The sequence below is a fragment of the Acinetobacter sp. HY1485 genome (assembly GCF_027568475.1).
GTDB lineage: Bacteria > Pseudomonadota > Gammaproteobacteria > Pseudomonadales > Moraxellaceae > Acinetobacter.
On record NZ_JANKZG010000001.1, the window covers coordinates 275,832 to 297,254 of the forward strand.

18 protein-coding genes are annotated in these 21,423 nt (G+C 37.5%); 7 read left to right on the plus strand and 11 right to left on the minus strand.

Annotated elements, in window-relative coordinates; genetic code table 11:
* The first annotated feature begins 5 nt into the window (after nucleotides 1-5).
* Both pepN and PCI70_RS01315 read left to right on the plus strand, forming a co-directional pair.
* A complete protein-coding gene (gene pepN / locus PCI70_RS01310) occupies nucleotides 6-2,534 on the plus strand; it encodes an aminopeptidase N (RefSeq protein WP_269913543.1) in 2,529 nt (842 codons plus the stop codon).
* Between the two features lie 47 nt (nucleotides 2,535-2,581).
* A complete protein-coding gene (locus PCI70_RS01315; RefSeq protein ID WP_269913544.1) occupies nucleotides 2,582-3,103 on the plus strand; it encodes a DUF4385 domain-containing protein in 522 nt (173 codons plus the stop codon).
* 80 nt (nucleotides 3,104-3,183) lie between these two features.
* Here the strand turns inward: PCI70_RS01315 and PCI70_RS12115 are convergent, their stop codons facing one another.
* The 4 genes from PCI70_RS12115 to PCI70_RS01330 form a co-directional block, all read right to left on the minus strand.
* Complete coding sequence (locus PCI70_RS12115) at nucleotides 3,184-3,321, minus strand: hypothetical protein (protein ID WP_333473512.1); 138 nt, start codon at nucleotides 3,319-3,321, stop codon at nucleotides 3,184-3,186.
* Nucleotides 3,318-3,593, minus strand: a complete 276-nt coding sequence (locus PCI70_RS12120) for an SOS response-associated peptidase family protein (protein ID WP_333473513.1) — start codon at nucleotides 3,591-3,593, stop codon at nucleotides 3,318-3,320. Before PCI70_RS12120 ends, PCI70_RS12115 begins: the two co-directional genes overlap by 4 nt.
* The gene (tal, locus tag PCI70_RS01325) at nucleotides 3,593-4,573 is read right to left on the minus strand and encodes a transaldolase (protein WP_269913545.1); all 981 of its coding nucleotides are present in this window, start codon (nucleotides 4,571-4,573) and stop codon (nucleotides 3,593-3,595) included. Before tal ends, PCI70_RS12120 begins: the two co-directional genes overlap by 1 nt.
* A 61-nt stretch (nucleotides 4,574-4,634) precedes the next feature.
* Nucleotides 4,635-5,525 carry a LysR family transcriptional regulator gene (locus PCI70_RS01330; protein WP_269913546.1) on the minus strand — a complete coding sequence of 297 codons (891 nt, stop codon included), beginning with the start codon at nucleotides 5,523-5,525 and terminating at the stop codon, nucleotides 4,635-4,637.
* 98 nt (nucleotides 5,526-5,623) lie between these two features.
* On the opposite strand from PCI70_RS01330, the gene aceI reads away from it, so the two are divergent.
* Nucleotides 5,624-6,061 (plus strand): chlorhexidine efflux PACE transporter AceI, encoded by a 438-nt coding sequence (gene aceI, locus PCI70_RS01335; RefSeq protein ID WP_269913547.1) that lies wholly within the window; start codon nucleotides 5,624-5,626, stop codon nucleotides 6,059-6,061.
* A 253-nt stretch (nucleotides 6,062-6,314) separates the two neighbouring features.
* On the opposite strand, the gene ahpC is transcribed toward aceI, so the two are convergent.
* On the minus strand, nucleotides 6,315-6,878 hold the full coding sequence (gene ahpC / locus PCI70_RS01340) for an alkyl hydroperoxide reductase subunit C (RefSeq protein WP_269913548.1): 564 nt from the start codon (nucleotides 6,876-6,878) through the stop codon (nucleotides 6,315-6,317).
* Nucleotides 6,879-7,152: 274 nt separating this feature from the next.
* Here ahpC and hrpA point away from each other — a divergent pair, with 274 nt between their 5' ends.
* Nucleotides 7,153-10,959 carry an ATP-dependent RNA helicase HrpA gene (gene hrpA / locus PCI70_RS01345; protein ID WP_442865133.1) on the plus strand — a complete coding sequence of 1,269 codons (3,807 nt, stop codon included), beginning with the start codon at nucleotides 7,153-7,155 and terminating at the stop codon, nucleotides 10,957-10,959.
* A gap of 28 nt (nucleotides 10,960-10,987) precedes the next feature.
* On the opposite strand, the gene proP (PCI70_RS01350) is transcribed toward hrpA, so the two are convergent.
* The 6 genes from proP (PCI70_RS01350) to glnL form a co-directional block, all read right to left on the minus strand.
* On the minus strand, nucleotides 10,988-12,442 hold the full coding sequence (gene proP / locus PCI70_RS01350) for a glycine betaine/L-proline transporter ProP (protein ID WP_269913550.1): 1,455 nt from the start codon (nucleotides 12,440-12,442) through the stop codon (nucleotides 10,988-10,990).
* Nucleotides 12,443-12,512: 70 nt separating this feature from the next.
* On the minus strand, nucleotides 12,513-13,997 hold the full coding sequence (gene proP / locus PCI70_RS01355; RefSeq protein ID WP_269913551.1) for a glycine betaine/L-proline transporter ProP: 1,485 nt from the start codon (nucleotides 13,995-13,997) through the stop codon (nucleotides 12,513-12,515).
* 364 nt (nucleotides 13,998-14,361) lie between these two features.
* Nucleotides 14,362-15,276 carry an ornithine carbamoyltransferase gene (argF, locus tag PCI70_RS01360; RefSeq protein ID WP_269913552.1) on the minus strand — a complete coding sequence of 305 codons (915 nt, stop codon included), beginning with the start codon at nucleotides 15,274-15,276 and terminating at the stop codon, nucleotides 14,362-14,364.
* A 62-nt stretch (nucleotides 15,277-15,338) separates the two neighbouring features.
* Nucleotides 15,339-15,983, minus strand: a complete 645-nt coding sequence (locus PCI70_RS01365; RefSeq protein ID WP_269913553.1) for a TetR/AcrR family transcriptional regulator — start codon at nucleotides 15,981-15,983, stop codon at nucleotides 15,339-15,341.
* A gap of 43 nt (nucleotides 15,984-16,026) precedes the next feature.
* On the minus strand, nucleotides 16,027-17,457 hold the full coding sequence (glnG, locus tag PCI70_RS01370; protein WP_269913554.1) for a nitrogen regulation protein NR(I): 1,431 nt from the start codon (nucleotides 17,455-17,457) through the stop codon (nucleotides 16,027-16,029).
* A gap of 4 nt (nucleotides 17,458-17,461) precedes the next feature.
* Complete coding sequence (gene glnL / locus PCI70_RS01375) at nucleotides 17,462-18,532, minus strand: nitrogen regulation protein NR(II) (RefSeq protein WP_269913555.1); 1,071 nt, start codon at nucleotides 18,530-18,532, stop codon at nucleotides 17,462-17,464.
* A 229-nt stretch (nucleotides 18,533-18,761) separates the two neighbouring features.
* Between glnL and rimO the strand changes: the two genes are divergently transcribed.
* Genes rimO through frr form a run of 3 tightly spaced genes read left to right on the plus strand, consistent with a single transcriptional unit; the run spans nucleotide 18,762 to nucleotide 21,420 of the window.
* Entirely contained in the window at nucleotides 18,762-20,099 is a 1,338-nt protein-coding gene (gene rimO, locus PCI70_RS01380) for a 30S ribosomal protein S12 methylthiotransferase RimO (RefSeq protein ID WP_269913556.1), read from the plus strand.
* A gap of 15 nt (nucleotides 20,100-20,114) precedes the next feature.
* A complete protein-coding gene (pyrH, locus tag PCI70_RS01385) occupies nucleotides 20,115-20,843 on the plus strand; it encodes a UMP kinase (RefSeq protein ID WP_269913557.1) in 729 nt (242 codons plus the stop codon).
* A 22-nt stretch (nucleotides 20,844-20,865) separates the two neighbouring features.
* Nucleotides 20,866-21,420, plus strand: a complete 555-nt coding sequence (frr, locus tag PCI70_RS01390; protein WP_269913558.1) for a ribosome recycling factor — start codon at nucleotides 20,866-20,868, stop codon at nucleotides 21,418-21,420.
* Nucleotides 21,421-21,423: the final 3 nt, after the last annotated feature.

Genomic DNA, 21,423 nt, shown 5'->3' on the forward strand with positions numbered 1-21,423 from the left:
TTTAAATGTCACAAGAAACTGTATATTTAAAAGATTATAAAAAACCTTCTTTTTTGGTCGATTCTGTTTATCTAGATATCCAAGTTCATCAAGATCATACCATTGTTGATGCTGTGCTTGAAATGACACGTCAAACTGCAGGTGAGCTTGTATTATTGGGGCGTGATTTAGAATTAAAACATATCACATTAAATGGTACGTTATTAAATGAGCAAGACTATCAGCTTGATAGCGAACAGCTTGTGATTCATAACGCGCCTGAACAGATCAAACTACAAACGCAAGTAGTGATTCATCCTGAAACGAACACTATGCTAGAAGGGTTATATCAGGCAGGTGATTTATTTGTAACCCAAAATGAACCTGAGGGTTTCCGTAAAATTACCTTTTATCCAGACCGTCCTGATGTATTATCTGTATTTACCACACGTGTAGAGGCAGATAAAAAATATCCTGTTTTATTGGCAAACGGTAACTTGCTAGAAAAAGGCGATTTGGATAATGGTCGTCATTATGCCATTTGGCAAGATCCAACTAAAAAACCAAGTTATTTATTTGCATGTGTGATTGGGGACTTAGCTGTTCTTAAAGATCGTTATGTAACGTCTGAAGGGCGTGATGTAGCGCTTGAGATTTATGCAATTGAAAAAGACATTCCAAAATGTAAAATTGCTATGCAAGCGCTTAAACATTCGATGCGTTGGGATGAAGAGCACTACGGGCGTCCATACGATCTTGATAACTATATGATTGTGGCAGTCAGCCAATTTAATATGGGGGCAATGGAAAACAAAGGGTTAAACATTTTTAATACCTCTTGTGTGTTGGCTGATGAAGAATACACCACAGATGCAGCAATTATGCGTGTTCAATCTGTAATTGCACATGAATATTTCCACAATTGGACGGGTAACCGTATTACATGCCGTGATTGGTTCCAATTGTGTTTAAAAGAAGGCTTAACGGTTTTCCGTGATCAATCTTTTTCTGAAGATTTACAATCTGCTGCCGTACAGCGTATTGATGATGTGTCGGTACTTAAAGCACATCAATTCCCTGAAGATGCAGGACCATTATCGCACCCACCACGCCCAGACCATTTTGTTGAGATTAATAATTTCTATACGGCAACAGTGTACGAAAAAGGTGCAGAAATTAACCGTATGATGGCAACATTATTAGGTAAAGAAAAATATCGTTTAGGTACAGACGAATATTTTAGCCGCCATGATGGACAAGCCGTAACAGTAGAAGATTGGATTAACGCACTTTCGGCAGGTTCGGGCACAGACTTGAGTGCATTTTTACGTTGGTATAATCAACCAGGTACGCCAAAACTTGAGGTGACTAGCGAATATGTTGATGGTAAATATTCACTCACATTTAAACAATCATTAAAAGCGAATAACAAATATCCAAACTTACAGGCGTTGCCAATTCCTGTTGCATTTGCATTGTTTGACCCACTCACAGGGCAAGAAATTAACAGCGATGTATATTTGTTTGACCAAGAACAAGCAACAATTTCGTTTGATGTTGTCCAAAAACCAGTTGTGTCGCTACTGCGTAATTTTTCTGCACCTGTCAATTTAGAGTTTGATTATTCTGATGATGAACTTGCATTTTTAATTGAACACGAAACCAATGGCTTTAACCAATGGCAAGCAACTCAAACTTTGTTAGAGCGTATCTTACTTAAAGACCATGCTGTAACGCCGTACATTAACGCACTTAAACGCACGTTACCGAATATGGTTAAACAAGATCCATTATTGGCTTCTCGTTTATTAGATGTACCAAGTGAAGGGTATTTAGGTAGCCGTATTGATGAAAATTACGAACCTGAGATCATCCAAGAAAAGCGTAACGCACTTTTGTCTGCTTTAGCACGTGAGATGGGCAGTTTTTGGAAAGAAACATACCAAGCATTAGACCCTGCTTTACAAAATGAATTTTCGCAGGCAATGGGTGAGCGTGCACTTAAAAATATTATGCTGACCAATATGGCACGTCAGGGTGATACAGCTGTATTTGATTTAGCGTACCAACAATACCGTAGCACCAATAATATGTCTGAGCGTTTAGGGGCATTTAAGGTGTTAGTATGGAATGATGCACCACAAGCCCAAGAAGTGATTGAAGATTTCTATAATCGCTTTAAGGATGAGCCACTGTCATTAGACCAGTGGTTTATGTTACAAGCTGCACAACCAAACGCAACAGCACAAACCATTCAACAGCTTACACAGCACTCAGATTATGATTTAGGTACACCAAACCGTATTCGTGCGGTAAGTGGGGGCTTAAATAGTAATCCTGTGAATACATGGAGTTTTGGTGTTCAGCATTTTATTGATTTAGCGATGTATCTTGATGAGAAGAATCCAATTGTGGGTTCGCGTCTGTTACAAGTACTTTCACGTTGGTACACCTTAGCTGAACCAAAACGTACAGAAGTCAAAAATGCACTGACACAATTACAGCCTAAGTCTAAAAATGTAAGTGAAACACTCAATAGTATGCTTGCTGTATAACACATAAAACCCACTCCTTTGAGTGGGTTTTTTTATGGAGAACAACAATGACAGCTTCTCGGGTACACTCAAAATCTTTTGATTATTCTTTAGATTTTAAAACAGTCAATTTTAGAGAACATCCTGAACTTTATAAGATTGGTAAAGGTGAACAGGGTGTTTTATTGGTTGAACCTTACAAATCTGAAATTTTGCCATATTGGCGTTTTGCCGATGAAGAAAAAGCAACACAAAGTAGCGAAAAGATTTATGCATTATTTTTAGAATACTTAAAAAATGATGATTTTGTGGGTGCAGACATGGCACGTAAATTTTTACAAATGGGTTACACGCGTGCTCGCCGTTATGCCAACCATAAAGGAGGTAAAAAATATAAAGGTGCTGTACCTGATGATAAAAAAGGATTAAGTGGTGCACATGGTAGAGAAGAACTACCACGTTCTGAAGAAGACCCAGTTAAAGCGAAAGCAGCCAAAATTTTTAAACTAAAATGGGACGAAGCAAAACAAAACTTGGATTATATGAAGCAAATGCAAGAATTTAAAATAAAGTACCCTGTGGAGAAATAGTTTTTAGTCTTGGCATTGGCGCTGTTAAATCAAGAAAGAACTGAGGTGCTTGTTGTGATGCACAGTTTAACCAATACTGTTCAGGGATTTAACAGACCGTTTTGTACTTGCGGTTGATGAAACTGTTGCATAAACGCATGTTTTTGCGCATCTGAACGAACTTGCTCTGATTTTATTTGCGTATTTTCTAAAAACTTCCCATCGTTCAGCTTTGTCATAAAAATATCAGCGGCAATGGGTGCAAACTAATTTTATATATAAAGCTTGGCTTTTGATCAACTGATTCAGTTCGAGCATTATATGTATGTCGTGTGATTTTTAGGTCTTCTGCCCAAGGCGGCACAAGACCAAATTTAACACAGCGCCACTGTATAGATTGCCCATCACTAAATACTAAAGGACAATCATCGCCTGGATAAACATCATCTTTGGTTACAGGTGGGTTTAATCCTAAAACAGGACGCCGTGTCGGCTTAAAATTAGCACACATTAAAGTTTTAAATCACCACTTAAACCAAATGATTGGCGTAAAAGGGTACTTAGTTGCTCTCTTGCTTTGATAAAGCCATCAATTCCACTTTGTAATAATTGAAATGCCATCAAGTCATCTTCTAACTGCGTTTTAAATACAATTTCTTGGATAGCATGGGGCTGTTTAGTACTAGGATTTGGTTGTACGAGTTGTGGCTCAACGTTGTGTTGCTCTTGTTCTAGCTTTTCAAGTAAAGCAGGTGCAACGGTGAGTAAATCACAACCTGCAAGGGCTAAAACTTGCTCTACACTACGAAAACTTGCACCCATAATTTCAGTTTTGATGCCATTGGCTTTATAGTAATCATAGATTGCTTTAACGGAGTTAACCCCTGGGTCTTTTTCAATTGGGTAGCTTTGTACTTGTTCTGCTTTTTTGTACCAATCTAAAATACGCCCTACAAAAGGTGAGACCAAAGTAACTTTTGCATCTGCGCATGCTTTTGCTTGATGTAAGCCAAATAAAAGTGTGAGATTACAGTGTATACCTTCTGCTTCTAATACTTTAGCTGCCTGAATACCTTCCCATGTAGAAGCAATTTTAATTAAGATGCGGTCAGATTCAATACCATAGCCTTTGTAAAGTGCAAGTAACTCTTTTGCTTTTTTAATGGTTGCCTCAGTATCATAAGACAAACTCGCATCGACTTCTGTAGATACACGCCCTTCAATAAGTTTAAGAATTTCTACACCAAATTTTACAGTCAAAATATCAATTGTACGCTCAACTAAAGTATCTGAGGTATAACCTTCTTGTTTTGCTTGTTGATATGCAGCTTCGATAAGTTCACGGCTTTCAGGCTGTTCTGCTGCTGCTGTAATTAAAGATGGGTTAGTAGTAGCATCTTGTGGACGAAATTTTGCAATTGCAGATAAGTCGCTTGTATCTGCAACAATCGTACTATGTGATTTTAATTGAGAAAGGGCAGATTGCGTCATAAGAATTCTTCAAAATGTATAAAGATCATTTAGTTATAACATATCTTTTTGACAAATTTGTTTAAGATGCGCAACTTTTGGTGTGTCTTTGTTCTTTTGCATATCGAATTAAAAACTGACTGGCTAAACCTAATGCTTTTTCTTTACTCCATACTAAATCCACAAAATAATCAAACTTAGCTGTAAACTCTTGAATATCTAAAATTTTGAGTTGATGTACGGTATTTTGTAAAAATTCCATAGGTAAAAGCCCCCAACCGAGTTCTTTTTCAATTAAAGAAATGGCAAGGTGATAATGATCTGTTCGCCAATAGTCATCTGAAAATAAAAGTTCAGGTTTGATATTACGATCTCGACTAGTCACAATGATTTGTCTTTCTTGACGCAGGTCTTCTGTACTCACTTTTGGTTTTTGTGCCAAAGGATGTGATTGACTTAAAACAGGCACTAAACTTTCTTGCAACAATTCAATAAAGCTTTCACGATGGTCTAACATTTCACGCTCAAACATGAGTGCAAATTGTACGGAACCATTCATCAGCATTTTCATGGCATCTTCTTGTGGTGCTGAAAAAATATTAATTTGTAAAGTTGGAAATTCTTTTTCAATTGCTTGGATATAGTTAATCCAATGTGTATGAAGTAGTTCAGAGACCACCACAATATCTAAACTAGATTCTAAACCTTCACTTAATGCATGTGCATGTTGTTTCCATTGGTTAATTTCGACTAACAAATGATTTGTTTTTTCATAAAGTTGTTGGGCTTGTACCGTAGGTTTAGGCTCACGACCTACACGTTCAAAAAGTATTAGGTTTAAATCTAGCTCTAAATTTGAAATAGACATGCTCACAGCAGAAGGAACTTTACCCAAACGCCGTGCAGCTGCTGAAAAAGAACCAGTCTCTATGACTGTTTTAAAAATAATAAGCTGTTCTTGGTTAATATTCATCTATCAATTTTTCTGAAAGAATCTAACTTTATTAGTCAGAATTATAAAAATATAATAAGTTTAATTCAAATATTCAAGGTTTTTTAAAGCGTGAGATCATGTTGATCACAAAAAAAAGATTAATCCATGCCGTTGTATATGAAGCAATTCTATGGGTTTTAATTACTTATGGTATTAGTTACTTTTTTACTTTACCTTTTGAAGAAAGCGGTCTATTGATTTTTATCATGTGTTCGGTTTCTGTTGTTTGGAATATGATATTTAACGTATTGTATGAAAAAGCAGAAAAAAAATATAAATTTAAACGAACAGTTTTTTTCCGTATTTTACACGCAGTAGGTTTTGAAGGTGGTTTAATGATCATTACTGCACCAATGTTTGCTTATGCTTTAAATATGAGCTTACTTGATGCATTTTTACTAGATTTTGCGATTACAAATTGTATTTTTGTTTATACGTTTATTTACCAATGGTGTTATGACAAAATTGATGCACGTTGGATGTTGTATCAACAAAATAAACAAAAATTTAGTTAAATAAAAAGCCACCTTAATGGGTGGTTTTTTAATTTAAAACCATAGTTTTTGAAAATTATACAGATGTTTGGGATATAGCACCCATCACGAACAATCATACAGTACTACTTTTACCAAATAGTTGGCTTATAAAGATAACTAAAAAATTGATTAAGTAGGGTATAGAGTTAAAACAAGGCTTTAGCTTAAGTTTAGAGGTTTTTATACCGCCCATAAAAAAGCCCCTCAAATGAGGGACTTTTTCAAATCTAAATTAGATTTTACCTACTAGGTCGATAGATGGTGCTAAAGTTGCGTCACCTTCTTTCCATTTAGCAGGGCATACTTGTCCTGGGTTGTTGTGTACATATTGAGCTGCTTTGATTTTACGAAGAAGCTCTTGTGCATCACGACCAATACCACCAGCAGTAATTTCTACCAGTTGGATTTTACCTTCTGGATCAACAACAAATGTACCACGATCAGCTAAACCAGCTTCTTCAATGAGTACTTCAAAGTTTTTAGCAAGTGTCCAAGTTGGATCGCCTACCATTGGGTATTCGATTTTCTTAATTTCTTCAGAAGTATCGTGCCATGCTTTATGTGTGAAATGCGTATCTGTAGATACTGCATAAATTTCTACACCTAATTTTTTAAATTCTGCATAGTTGTCTGCAAGATCACCTAATTCTGTTGGGCAAACAAATGTAAAGTCTGCTGGGTAGAAAAAGAATACTGACCATTTGCCTTTTAAATCAGCTTCTGTAACGTCAATGAATTGACCATTTTTATATGCTGTTGCTGCGAAAGGTTTTACTTCTGTATTAATTAAGCTCATCATATTCTCCATGATTGGGTGTTCGATGTTTACGAGATTTAGAATATAAAAAATTTCTTAATAGAGGAAATAGTATTTTTTAATGTTCAAAATCGGAAAAACAAATTACACGTTTATACACGATGTATTTTTTTAAAATGGGGTATGAAACTTATTTTTCAAGAGAACTCCGAAAAATTATTCAGCTTTCTATCAATGATAGAGTCGAGTAAAATAACGCTTTTATATATTTTAGAAAAGGTACTCAGTGCGAACTGATTTAGATACATGTGTTATGGCGCGTGATCGCCATCGTTTAAATCGACTCAATAAACAATCTAAACAATATCAAGAACTTTTTGAAAAGTCGAATCATAAAGTCCGTGCACGTGTAAAACGTCTCCCAAATATAAAACTCAATCAAGACCTGCCTGTCACCCAATATGCAGATCGTTTAATTGAGGCAATTCAGCGTCATCAAATTATTATTGTGGCAGGCGAAACAGGTTCAGGTAAAACGACACAACTTCCTCAAATTGCCATGCTTGCAGGGCGTGGTTTAACGGGTATGATTGGACATACACAGCCACGGCGCCTTGCGGCACGTAGTGTATCGCAACGTATTGCAGAGGAAGTTGGACAAAAACTTGGCGAAGCCATTGGTTTTAAAGTGCGTTTTAATGAACAAGGGTCTCAAGACTCTATTGTTCGTTTAATGACAGATGGTATTTTACTTGCAGAGCTTGCTCATGATCGTTTTTTAACAAAGTACGATACCATTATTATTGATGAAGCACATGAACGCTCACTCAATATTGACTTTGTGATGGGTTACTTAAAACAGCTTGTTAAAAAACGTCCTGATCTTAAAGTCATTATTACTTCTGCAACGTTAGATGTAAATCGCTTTAGCCAATATTTTAATGATGCCCCTATCTTTGAAGTAGAAGGTCGGAGTTATCCTGTAGAAGTACGTTACCGACCTATCTCAGAGATGACAATTGGTGGTAGTGATGATGACGAATTCGATGATTTTGAAGAAAATCTACCGCGTGCAGTCGTAAGCGCCGTTGAAGAGTGTTTTGCTGATGCAGAAAGTTCAGGACATCCTGAACATGCCGATATTTTGGTGTTTGCCAGTACAGAGCAAGAAATTCGTGAGTTACAAGAAACATTGCATAAGTTTGGTCCTCGCCATACCGAAATTTTACCGTTGTATGCACGTTTAGCGTTATCAGAACAACAAAAAATCTTTAATCCGAGTGGGCGCGGTCGTCGTATCATTATTGCTACCAACGTTGCAGAAACGGCTTTAACAGTACCTAATATTCGTTATGTGATTGACAGTGGTTTTGCTCGTATCTCGCGTTACAGTTATCGCTCGCGTGTACAGCGTTTACCGATTGAAGCTATTTCGCAAGCCGCTGCTAACCAGCGTAAAGGGCGTTGTGGGCGTATTGCTGCAGGTGTGTGTATTCGCTTGTACAGTGAAGAGGACTTTTTAAGCCGTCCTGAGTTTACCGAACCTGAAATTAAGCGTACCAATTTAGCTTCTGTGATTTTACAGATGCAAAGTTTAGGTTTAGGTAGTTTAGAAGCGTTTGATTTTATTGAGCCACCTGATCATCGTTTAGTGAATGATGGACGTAAACTTTTAATTGAGTTAGGTGCGTTAAGCGAGAAAAAAAGCGAGCTGACTAAAGTGGGTAAAATGATGGCACATATGCCAATTGACCCACGTTTGGCGCGTATGATTATTGGTGGGGCACATTTTGGTGTTCTTAATGAAGCATTGGTGATTGTGAGTGCGTTAGCCGTACAAGATCCAAGAGAACGCCCTGCTGATAAACAAACCCAAGCAGACCAAAAACACGCTTTATTTAAAGAGGCAGATTCAGACTTTTTATTTTATTTAAAACTTTGGGAAACGTTACAAACAAACCGTAAAGAATTGACAGAAAGCAAACGCCGTCAATTTGCACGTCAGCATTATTTGAGTTGGTTGCGTTTACGTGAATGGGGGCAAACCCACAAGCAATTGGTTGAGCTAGCAGAAGGCTTAAAACTGTCGTTTAACGATAAACCTGCAAATTATGAAAATCTACACCGTGCATTACTTACAGGTTTGCTGTCTTTTATTGCCAATAAAACCGATGAACGTAATGTCTATATGGCAGTACGTCAGCAAAAAGCACGTATTTTCCCTGCAAGTACGTTACACAAAGGCAGTACGTCTTGGGTAATGGCGTTTGAGATGGTAGAAACCTCTCAAGTTTATTTACGTACACTTGCTAAGATAGAGCCTGAGTGGATTTTACTTGCCGCGCGTGACTTATTAAAGTACCACTATTTTGAGCCACATTGGTCTAAAAAATCGGGCTTGGTGAATGCTTATGCACAAATTTCGTTATTTGGTTTAATTGTAGAGCCAAAACGTTTAATTAACTATGAAAAAGTAAACCATACCGAAGCACATGAAATTTTCTTACGAGATGCCCTAACAACAGGAAATCTAGGCATTACACCGCCGTTCTTAAAGCATAATTTACTTAAGTTGCAAGAAGTGGAACGTGTAGAAGATAAATTACGCCGTCGTGATTTGGTGATAGATGAAGAAACTATTTATCAGTTTTATGATAGTAAAGTACCGCAAGAAATTGCGAGCCGACGTACGTTTGAAGATTGGCGCGCTACAGTAGAGCCAACAGATCCACGTTTTTTATATATTGATGATGATGCTTTATGGTTAAATGATCGTCCAACCACGCAACAATTTCCTGATTATTTGCGTAATGGCGAATTGCGTTTAGCAACAAAGTATCGCTTTGATCCAAGTCATGATGAAGACGGTGCAATTGTTAAAATTCCACTACAAGCGTTACCACAAGTGGATGAGAAAATGTGGTCTTGGGGAATTCCGGGATGGCGTTTTGAACTGATTGAAGCATTACTAAAAGCATTACCAAAAGATAAACGCCGTACGATTGTCCCGATTCCTGATACAGCACGAAAACTACTACGAGGTGTAGATGCCACACATCTAAATCAACATATTTTTGAATATTTGGCATTTGCTTTACGTGGTGAACAAATTACACCGAATGATTTTTCTTTTGATCGTATAGATGCTTATCTGGTGCCTTTAATTAAGGTGGTTGATGAAAAGGGAAGACCAATTGAGCAGGGGCGTAGTCTTGATGAGTTAAAATCACGTTGCCGTGTAGATACACATAAACCTGTCAAACAGGAAAAAGGTGAGTTTAGCGTTTTTCCTGAAAATTTTGTGTTTGAAGCATCGCAAAAGGTGACAGGTGTTGTAGTAAAGCAGTATCAAGCTCTCGTACCTGTAAAACCATTTGCACAGCTTGAAACAAAAGATGACGTAGGTGTTGTGATTCAAACGTTTAATGATCAAACCGAAGCAGTCCGTAATCATAAACAAGGGGTGATTCGTTTAATTCACTTACAATTAGGCGATAAAATCCGTCAACTCAAAAAGCAAATCAGTAAGCCGCTTGCATTAGCCTATTCGCCACTCGGTGATAAGCAACAACTTGAGAATATGTTGGTGTATGCAACACTTGATCAAGCAATTAATAGCCTACCAACCAACCAAGACACGTTTCTAAGTTTGCAAAAGCAAGTTCAACAAGAATTTTTAACAGTTGGGCAAACAGTTTTAGCCTTGCTCAGTGATATTTATACGCAGTGGCAACAGATACGTTTACAACTTAAACAGCTTAACGGCAGTGTATTTGGTCGTAGTATTGATGATATTGAAGATCAGCTTGATTTAATGCACTTAAAAGATTTTGTTTATTCAAGACCTTTAAGTGTGTGGCAACACTATGCGCGTTATTTAAAAGCATTGTTGATTCGTTTAGAACGTTTACCGCATAACTTGCAAAAAGATACGCAAGCGATTGATGAAGTTGACCCGTGGATGGATAAACTATTTAAGTTTAAAGCAGACTCAAGGTTAGATGAGTTTTATAGCATGACGGAAGAGTTGAGAATTTCTTTATTTTCGCAACCGATGAAAACCAAAATTCCAATTTCTGCATCACGCTTACAAAAAGCATGGACCAAATTAAATATGTAAAAAAAAGCACCCAAGCGGGTGCTTTTTTTTAGCTCAATTCAGGATGCTGATTAACAAGTTTACGACGCTCTTTTTTAAGGTCATGCATTTCTTGGTCAATCTCATCGACACGTGATTCAATAGAATCATGAAACTCTTCTAAAAGCTCAACGGCTTCGGCTTTACTCGTTGCAATAGGTGTAGCATCAATTAAAGGTTTATTGGCAGTTTCTTTAAAGTAAAAACCTGTAATCACGCCAAATACACCACATACCATTAAATAATAAGCAGGAATCATAAGATTCTGCGTACTTTCTACAAGCGTTGCCGTTAATGTTGGTGTAACACCTGCAATTAAAATTGCAATATTAAATGTAATGGCAAGTGCACTATAACGAACAGCTGTTGGAAATAGCGCAGGTAAGATAGATGCCATAATTCCAATTAACATGGTCATTGGAAGTGATAGCATGATTAAACCAAGCGTAATATAAAAATCACTTCCTGTATTTAAAAACTGATAAGCAGGGTACGACAAGACAATTAATAGTGTACTGCCTGTAAGAATAAATGGTTTGCGTCCCCAACGGTCACTTAAAGCACCTACTATTGGTTGTGTGATTAATAGACCAACCATAACCGCAATAATAATACGAACGCCGTGGTCTTCTGAATAATGTAAGTTATGCGTAAAATAACTTGGTAGATAAGTCAAAAGCATATAATACGCAATATCTGTACAGACCACGATGCCAATACAAACAAGTAAGTTGTAACGATACTTAGAGAAAATCTCTTTAAAACTTACTTTTTTAGTAGCATCACTATTTTTATATTGTTTATAGGCAGGTGTCTCTTCAAGCGCATTACGCAGGTACAAACCAATCAGACCTAAAGGTAAAGCTAAAAAGAAAGGTAAACGCCACCCCCAATCTAAAAAGGCAGTTTCTCCCACAAAAGAATGCAGAAAAGAAACCACGCCTGCACCTACAACAAATCCTGCAATAGAGCCAAAATCTAGCCAACTGCCCATAAAACCACGTTTACGGTCTGGTGAATATTCGGCAACAAAGGTTGCAGCGCCAACATATTCACCACCTACCGAAAAGCCCTGCGCAATTTTAACTACAAGCAGTAAAATAGGTGCCCAAATACCAATAGAAGCATAAGAAGGAATAAGTCCGATACATACGGTACTTAATGTCATTAAAATAATGGTGGCTGCAAGTACCTTTTGACGTCCGTACTTATCACCTAAACGACCAAAAAAAATACCGCCAAGTGGTCTAAAAATAAAAGGAATGGAAAATGTGGCTAATGCTGTAATAATTTGCAAACTTGGATCTGCATTTGGAAAAAAGACTTTACCAAGGGCAAAAGCAACATAGCTATAAACACCAAAATCAAACCATTCAATGCCATTGCCTAAAGCAGCAGCCGTAATTGCTTTTTTGGATTTTGTGTGATCAACGATATTAATATCATCAAGATTAACGGGTTTCATATCTAAACTCTTTAATATGATGGCAAAAAAAATGGGCTATATCGCTATAACCCATAGAGGAAAACTAAAATTACTGAATATCAGGGTGACGATCTGCAAGTCTTTGACGCTTTTTCTGTAAAGCTTCAATTTCTGCATCAACACGTGCAATTTTTTCTTCGATAGTGCCATGGTACTCTTCAAGAAGTTCATGTGCTTCTTCTTGACTCGTTGCCATAGGTGCACCACCTGTAAGTGGTTTATTTGCAGTTTCTTTAATATAAACAGCAGTAATAACACCAATTATCCCAAATACAATAAGGTAATATGCAGGAATCATTGGGTTTTGTGTATATTCAACTAAAGTTGCGCTGAGTGTTGGTGTTAAACCTGCAATAACAATTGAAATATTAAATGCAATGGCTAACGCACTGTAACGTACCGCTGTTGGGAATAAAGCAGGCAAGGTTGATGCCATAACCCCAATTAGCATATTTAAAGACAATGCAAGAATGATTAAACCACTAAAAATTAAAGCACTCGTTTGTGATTGTAAAAGTAAAAAGGCAGGGATAGATAAGAAAATTAAGGCAAAACTACCCGCAAAAATAAATGGACGGCGTCCCCAACGGTCACTTAACCAACCAATCAGTGGTTGCACAAACAACATACCCAACATTACAGCAATAATGATTAAATCACTTTCGCCACTCTTGTAGTGTAAATTATGCGTAAAGTAACTTGGCAAGTAAGTAAGTACCATGTAGTAAGTCACGTTAGTACATAAAACAAGACCAATACACACCAATAGGCTACGTTTGTGTGTTGCAATAATTTCTTTAAATGAAACTTTTTTAGGCTCTGTTTTTGCAGCATCTTCACTGTGTTGCTGATAAGCAGGTGTTTCTTCAAGTGAATGACGTAAGTACATTCCCACTAAACCCAATGGAAGCGAAAGAAGAAACGGAATACGCCAGCCCCAATCTGCAAATTTGGCTTCACCCATTGCGTAAGTAAGTAAAGAAACTAAACCTGCACCAAGTAAGAAACCTGCGATAGAGCCAAAATCTAACCAACTGCCCATAAAGCCACGTTTACGGTCTGGTGAGTATTCAGCAACAAAAATAACAGCGCCCGAGTATTCACCCCCTACAGAAATACCCTGAAGAATTTTGACAAGGAGTAATAAAATAGGTGCCCAAATACCAATCGTTTCATAACCTGGAATTAGACCAATTGCACAGGTACTTAAGGTCATTAAAATAATGGTCGTGGCTAGAACTTTTTGACGTCCGTATTTGTCGCCTAAACGCCCAAAGATAAGACCACCTAACGGTCTAAAAACAAAAGGAATAGAAAAAGCACCTAAAGATGCAATAAGCTGCACACTTGGTGAGACATCAGGAAAGAAGATTTTACCTAAAATATAGGCAACATAACCGTAAACACCAAAATCGAACCACTCAATGGCATTACCAAGAGCAGCTGCAGTAATGGCTTGTTTGGTTTTATTATTGTCAATGATGCTAATGTCATCAATTGCAATAGGTTTCCTTTTTTTTCTAAAACCGCGCATGTAAAAATCCTAGTATAAAAAATAATCAATTAAGCATAAAATGATTGGGCATTTATGCAAATACGAAAAAGCGTACAAAAGAACAATTTTTTAACATAGCAAGAGAAAATAAACGTGGCAAATTTTACCTTGTAACATTCATTTTTTCTTGCGATTAAAAAAATATAAATGTTTTCAATTAGTTATAATTATATAAGATACGCAAATATACTGTGTTGGGCTTGCGAAATTTAATGTACTAATAATGTTTAATTTTGTATCATTATCTGATTGTTTTAATTTTTCTTGACATAATAGAAAAAGCAAATTTTTGGGCAAAAAATATAATAAATAAAAAAAGCCCCGATAAATCAGGGCATTTAGCTTATTTTTGGTTTTCAAGTAGTAAAAATTCAACGAGTGCTTTTTGAGCATGTAACCGGTTTTCTGCTTCATCCCATACCACTGCATTAGGATGTTCCAACATATTTTCCGAAATTTCCTCGCCACGATGTGCAGGTAAACAATGCATAAATAAACAATCAGAATGTGCTAAAGACATCAAATGCTCATTAACTTGGTAGCTTGCAAATGCTTGTTCGCGAATTTTTTGTTCTTCTTCTTGACCCATAGAAGCCCAAACGTCAGTGACAATTAAATTGGCATTTACAGCTGCATCTTCTGCTGTATCTACAAGTTCTACACAGTGCGCAAACTCTTTAAGAAATTTTTCTTGTGGTTCATAACCTTTAGGTGTAGCAATTTTGAGTTTAAAACCCCATTGATGTGCAGCTTCAATATATGAATTACACATGTTGTTGCCATCGCCAACCCAAGCAACAGTTTTTCCTTTAATACTACCGCGATGCTCAACAAAGGTTTGTATATCTGCTAAAAGCTGACAAGGGTGGTGATCATCGGTGAGTGCATTAATTACAGGTACTTTAGAATAAGAAGCAAAACGCTCTACAATCTCATGTCCAAAAGTACGAATCATCACAATATCAAGCATGCTTGAAATGACACGTGCAGAATCTTCAATAGGCTCACCGCGTCCAAGTTGTGTATCGCGTGATGATAAGAAAATAGCACTACCACCAAATTGAGTCATTCCAGCTTCAAATGAAATTCGAGTACGTGTACTTGATTTCTCAAAAATCATTCCCATAACCTGCCCAACAAAAGGTTGGTACACTTGTCGGGTATGTTGCAAGCGCTTTAACTCTTGTGCACGTTCAATAATGCGGTTTAATTCTGCCGAAGATAAGTCTCTTAAAGTAAGAAAGTGACGTAGAGCCATTTTACTCCACCAAAGTTAGTTAAACAAAACACTATACTACAATGTTAAACAAGCCAAAAGCCTTATTGGTATTGATGTGCTTTTAGAAAAAAATCAACGGTATACTGAATATAATCTTCTATTTCTTTGAGGTTTTTGGTGATCGGTAAGCCCATCAGTGCTTGCCATTCGTAATGCCATAAACAGCCTAGAAACATTTTGGCAGAGTTTAAGGGGTGGTCGCAAACAAGTTGTCCGTTCTTTGTCGCCCAATGAAGTTTGCGCGCTAAATCTTTTACAATATGTTCGGGACCTTGTTCGTATAAATAGGCTGCAAGTTGTGTATCATGTTTGGCTCTTTCGAGCATTAAGCGCAAAAAATTAATATTTTCTTCTTCAGTAATATGGTTGTAAAAATTCGTTAGAATAACAGTCAAAAATTTTCGAATATCGTTTGATTGGCAGTTAAAATTTTTATAAAGCTCTTGTAAAAAAATATCGCGTCGATAGTCACAAATTGCAGTAAACAGACCCTCTTTACTACCAAAAAATTTATACAAAGAGGCTTTAGAGCCTCCTGCATATTGTACAATGTCATCCAAAGAAACGGCGTCATAACCCTTTTGTAAAAACAGTGTTGTTGCGGCATCTAAAAATGCTAAACAACGTTCCGTCCCCCGTTTTGTTTGAGGTTGGGCTGTTGAGTATGTTTCTCTGTGTTCTACCATGCCAATGAAAATTTATTCAGAATTTAATTGAGTATAGCAAATTCTATAAGTCATCATCATCAGTTTCAATGCCAAGTTCTTTTAGCTTACGTGTAAGGGTATTACGACCCCAACCTAAAAGTTCGGCAGCTTGCCGTTTACGCCCTTGTGTGTGTTGTAATGCAACTTGAATAAGTGTTGTTTCAAATAATGGCGTTGCAGAATCTAAAATTTTGATTTCACCTTTGGTGAGGGCATCTATTGCCCAATGCTCAAGGTGTTCATACCACTGTTGTTTTTGCTGCGGTACAATACGTTCAACCGTGGTGGCTGTACGTTGTTTTAGTTCGTTGGGTAAATCTTCAGGATAAACCTCACGTCCTGTAATCATTACGGTGAGCCAACGGCAGGTATTTTCTAGCTGACGTACATTGCCTTGCCATGGCAGTTGTTGCATATAAGCAATGGTTTCGGGGCGTAAAACTTTAGCACTAACATTGAGTTCTTTGCCTGCTTGGTTTAAAAAGTGTTGTGCAAGCATTGGGATGTCTTCGCTGCGATGGGCAAGTTTTGGAATATGAATCCGAATAACATTTAGACGGTGATAAAGATCTTCTCGGAAGCGCCCATCTTCAACCAATTTCTCAATATTTTGATGCGTGGCTGCCACAATGCGTACATCAACTTTAACAGGAATATGTCCACCAACACGATAAAACTCACCATCAGCAAGTACACGAAGCAGACGTGTTTGTGTGTCAAACGGCATATCGCCAATTTCATCTAAAAATAATGTACCGCCATTGGCTTGTTCAAAACGCCCATGCCGTTGTGTGGTTGCTCCTGTAAATGCCCCTTTTTCATGTCCAAAAAGTTCAGTTTCAATTAAATCTTTTGGAATTGCTGCCATGTTAAGAGCAATAAATGGTTTTGCTTTACGTGGAGAGTGGCGATGTAGTGCATGTGCAACAAGTTCTTTCCCGGTACCTGATTCACCATTGATTAACACGGTAATATGGGATTGTGCAAGACGACCAATCGCCCGAAAAACCTCTTGCATGGCAGGTGATTCGCCAATAATCTCAGTAGATTGTATAGGGGTGGCTTTGGTACTTTCTTGTTGTTTATTGAGATGTAAAATCGCACGGTGTACTAAAGCTAGTGCTTCATCTATATCAAATGGTTTAGGTAAATATTCAAATGCTCCTGTTTGGTAGCTCGACACCGCAGATTCTAAGTCTGAGTGTGCGGTCATAATAATAACAGGTAGGTCAGGGTGGTGGTTTTTGACTTTACTTAAAAAGGTCAGTCCATCAATTCCGGGCATGCGAATATCAGTTAAAATTACATCGGGTTGTTCAAGTGCTAATTGATCTAGTGCACTTTGTGCTTCTTCAAAGCTTGTAACATCTAAGCCTTCTTCTTTAAATGTTTTTTCAAGTACCCAACGCATTGCACGGTCGTCGTCAATTACCCAAATTCTATGGTTCGACATGGTGTTACTCCCAAGGTAAATATAGACTAAAAATTGTTTTTTTAGGTACAGATTGACAAGCAATCATACCGTTGTGTTGATGCATAATATTTTGAGCAATACTTAAGCCTAAGCCGGTACCTTTTGCACGACTAGTCACAAGTGGATAAAAGATAGATTCCAGCATTTCTTCAGGAATACCTATACCGTTATCTTGAATATCAATCCGAATAGCAGAACGGTGTAAAGTCCCGTTAATGGTGACAAGACGTTGAATTCGGGTTTTGAGCGTAAGTTTAGGTTTATGATGGGTAAAAAAATCACTGTGTTCGAGCATGGCTTGAACTGCATTTACACTAATGTTTAAAAAGACTTGAATCAGTTGATCACGGTCGGCTTGAATCTCAGGGAGTGATAGATCGTAATCACGTATCACCGTAATTTTATTTTTTGTTTGGTTAATAATAAGAGAATGCACACGCTCTAAGGGTTCATGAATATTCATGTTTTGGTAGCTTGGTAATTGCCGTGAGCCGAGCATGTTGTCTGCAAGCTTTCTGAGTCGGTCAACTTCGCTGATAATAATATCTGTAAATTCTTGGTATTCTGCATCAAGATTACGAGCGAGTAGTTGCGTGGCACCCCGTATCCCACCGAGTGGATTTTTGATCTCGTGAGCCACACCTCGAATAAGTTGCCGGGTCACTTGATGTTGTTGCGTTAAACTTTCCTCTTTAGAAATTTTACGCATACGTTCAATTGGATTAAGTTCAATAAGTAACCAGTTTTGTAATAAACTAACTGAATAATCGACATACATATCTTTGTGATTTATATAGATCAGTGCTTCACGCCGTGTATAAGCTTGTCCTTTTTCTAATGTTTCTTGTAGTGCATTAAGCGTATCGAAGCTATCATTAGGAGATTGTAAAAAATGCGTTGCATTTAAACCTTTGGCACGCAAAAGACTAATGTCAAACAATGCCTCACAAGCAGAGTTCAAATAAAATATATTGAGTTCTTGATCAACCAAAAGTATCGCTGTTGTTAAATTATCGACAAGTAAGCGGTAATCAATGGGTGGCGTACAATCCATGATATCATCCTTAGAGTTCACTTGTGGCTAAGCAATTTACAAGCCAACATCAGTTTATCTAAAGAGCAATAGCATGATTTAAGAGAAGTTGCACTCTTTTGGGGCGATATATTTTTGTGTTAAAACGTAAGCAACCTTTTGGTGCATTGTAAAATGATTGTTGCCAAAACCTATGCTTTATTCACGAAACATCATACAATACGCGCAATCTAGTGGAGTGCAGAGTTTCATGAAATCCCCCAAAGTCGGTTTTGTTTCTTTAGGTTGTCCTAAGGCGTTGGTCGATTCTGAACGTATTTTAACCCAATTACGTACCGAAGGTTATCAAGTAGCATCAGATTATGATGGTGCTGATCTTGTTGTTGTTAATACTTGTGGCTTTATTGAATCAGCGGTTCAAGAATCGTTAGATGCCATTGGTGAAGCAATGAGCGAAAATGGCCGTGTGATTGTAACAGGCTGTTTAGGTAAAGATGAAGATAAAATTCGTGATATGCATCCTAATGTACTGAAAGTAACAGGTGCAGCGGCATATCAAGACGTAATGGAAGCAGTACATGAATATGTACCTGCACCACCTAAGCATAACCCATTTGTGGATTTAGTTCCTGAACAAGGGATTCGTCTTACGCCAAAGCATTACGCCTATCTTAAAATATCTGAAGGCTGTAATCACCGCTGTACATTTTGTATTATTCCAAGCATGCGTGGCGATTTAGTATCGCGCCCTGTAGGTTCTGTATTAGAAGAAGCTGCGGCATTAAAACGCTCGGGTGTGAAAGAAATTTTGGTTATTTCACAAGATACGTCTGCGTACGGTGTCGATACCAAATACAAACTCGATTTTTGGAATGGCCAGCCTGTTAAAACCAAATTCTTTGATATGTGCGAAGCACTAGGTCAACTTGGGATTTGGGTGCGTTTACACTATGTTTACCCGTATCCACATGTAGATGCTGCGATTGATTTAATGGCACAAGGTAAAATTTTACCGTATTTAGATATTCCTTTTCAGCATGCAAGTCCGCGTATTTTAAAGCTGATGAAGCGTCCTGCGCATAGTGAAAACACGTTAGAGCGTTTGAAAATATGGCGTGAAAAATGCCCTGATTTAGTCATTCGTTCTACATTTGTAGTGGGTTTTCCAGGCGAAACAGAAGAAGATTTTGAAATCTTACTTGAATGGTTAAAAGAAGCAAAACTTGATCGTGTGGGCTGTTTTACCTATTCGCCTGTAGACGGTGCAACTGCAAATGATTTACCTGATCATGTACCAGAAGATGTAAAACAGTCTCGTTACGAGCGTTTTATGGAAGTACAGCAAGCTATTTCAGCAGAAAAACTACAACAACGTATTGGTCAAACAATGACTGTGCTTGTCGATAGCCTAGAAGATGAATTTCCTGTAGCAGTGGCACGTTCATATGCTGATGCACCAGAAATTGATGGTAACGTTTTTGTTGAAGATATTGACAAAACACAAATTAAACCTGGCGCTTTATTAAAAGTAGAGATTACGGATGCAGATGAATACGATTTATTTGCAAAATTAATCGATATTATCTAATTTTTGGAGAAAGACATGGCAGATACAAATAGCCCGCGTTACTCACGAATTTTATTAAAATTATCAGGTGAGGCACTGTCAGGAAATCGTGAAATGGGCATTGATGCTCAAGTTCTCGATCAAATGTCATTATCGATTGCACATCTTGTTGGCTTAGGCGTGCAAGTGGGGATTGTTGTTGGTGGTGGTAACTTATATCGTGGTAGCCAATTACAAAAAGATGGTTTGGTTGGACGTGTAACAGGCGACCAAATGGGTATGCTTGCAACCGTAATGAATGGTCTTGCTATGCGTGATGCGTTAGTACGCCGTAACATCAAAACACGTTTAATGTCTGCATTATCAATTGGTACCGTGGTAGAGCCTTATTCAAGTCGTGATGCAATTCGCCATTTAAATAATGGTGAGGTATGTGTATTTGTAGCAGGCACAGGTAACCCATTCTTCACAACAGATACAGCAGCATGTTTGCGTGGTATTGAAATTGAATCAGATCTAATTTTAAAAGCGACCAAAGTTGACGGCGTTTATAATAAAGATCCAAGTAAGCATGATGATGCTGTAAAATATGATACATTAACATTTGATCAAGTGTTAGATGAAAAATTAGGTGTTATGGATTTAACGGCAATCTGTTTATGTCGTGATCACAATGTGCCATTACATGTGTTTGATATGAATAAAGCAAATGCATTGCTCTCTGTTGTGATGGGTGAAAAAGAAGGCACACACGTAACCAACTAAATTTTAAAGTAAGGAAAATCACATGATTAATGATCTTAAAAAAGACAGTGAACAGCGAATGCAAAAATCGCTTGAATCTTTAGAGCAAGGTTTTGCTAAGGTTCGTACTGGTCGTGCCCATCCTTCTATTTTAAATAATGTGATGGTGCCTTATTACGGTTCAGATGTACCGTTAAATCAAGTGGCAAACGTGGGTGTTGAAGATTCACGTACGTTGCTTGTGCAACCTTTTGAACGTCAAATGGTGTCTGCTATTGATAAAGCCATTCGTGAAAGCGATTTAGGTTTAAACCCAATTACAGCAGATGCCATTCGTGTTCCACTTCCTGCCTTAACAGAAGAAACACGCCGTGATATGCAAAAAGTAGCACGTACTGAAGCTGAAAATGCAAAAATTGCAATTCGTAACATTCGTCGTGATGTTTTAGGTGATATCAAATCATTGCAAAAAGAAAAAGAAATTTCTGAGGATGATGAACGCCGTGCAGGTGATGATATCCAAAAAATGACAGACAAATTTGTTGCAGAAGTAGACAAGCGTTTAGCTGCAAAAGAAGCTGAGTTAATGAAGGTATAATAA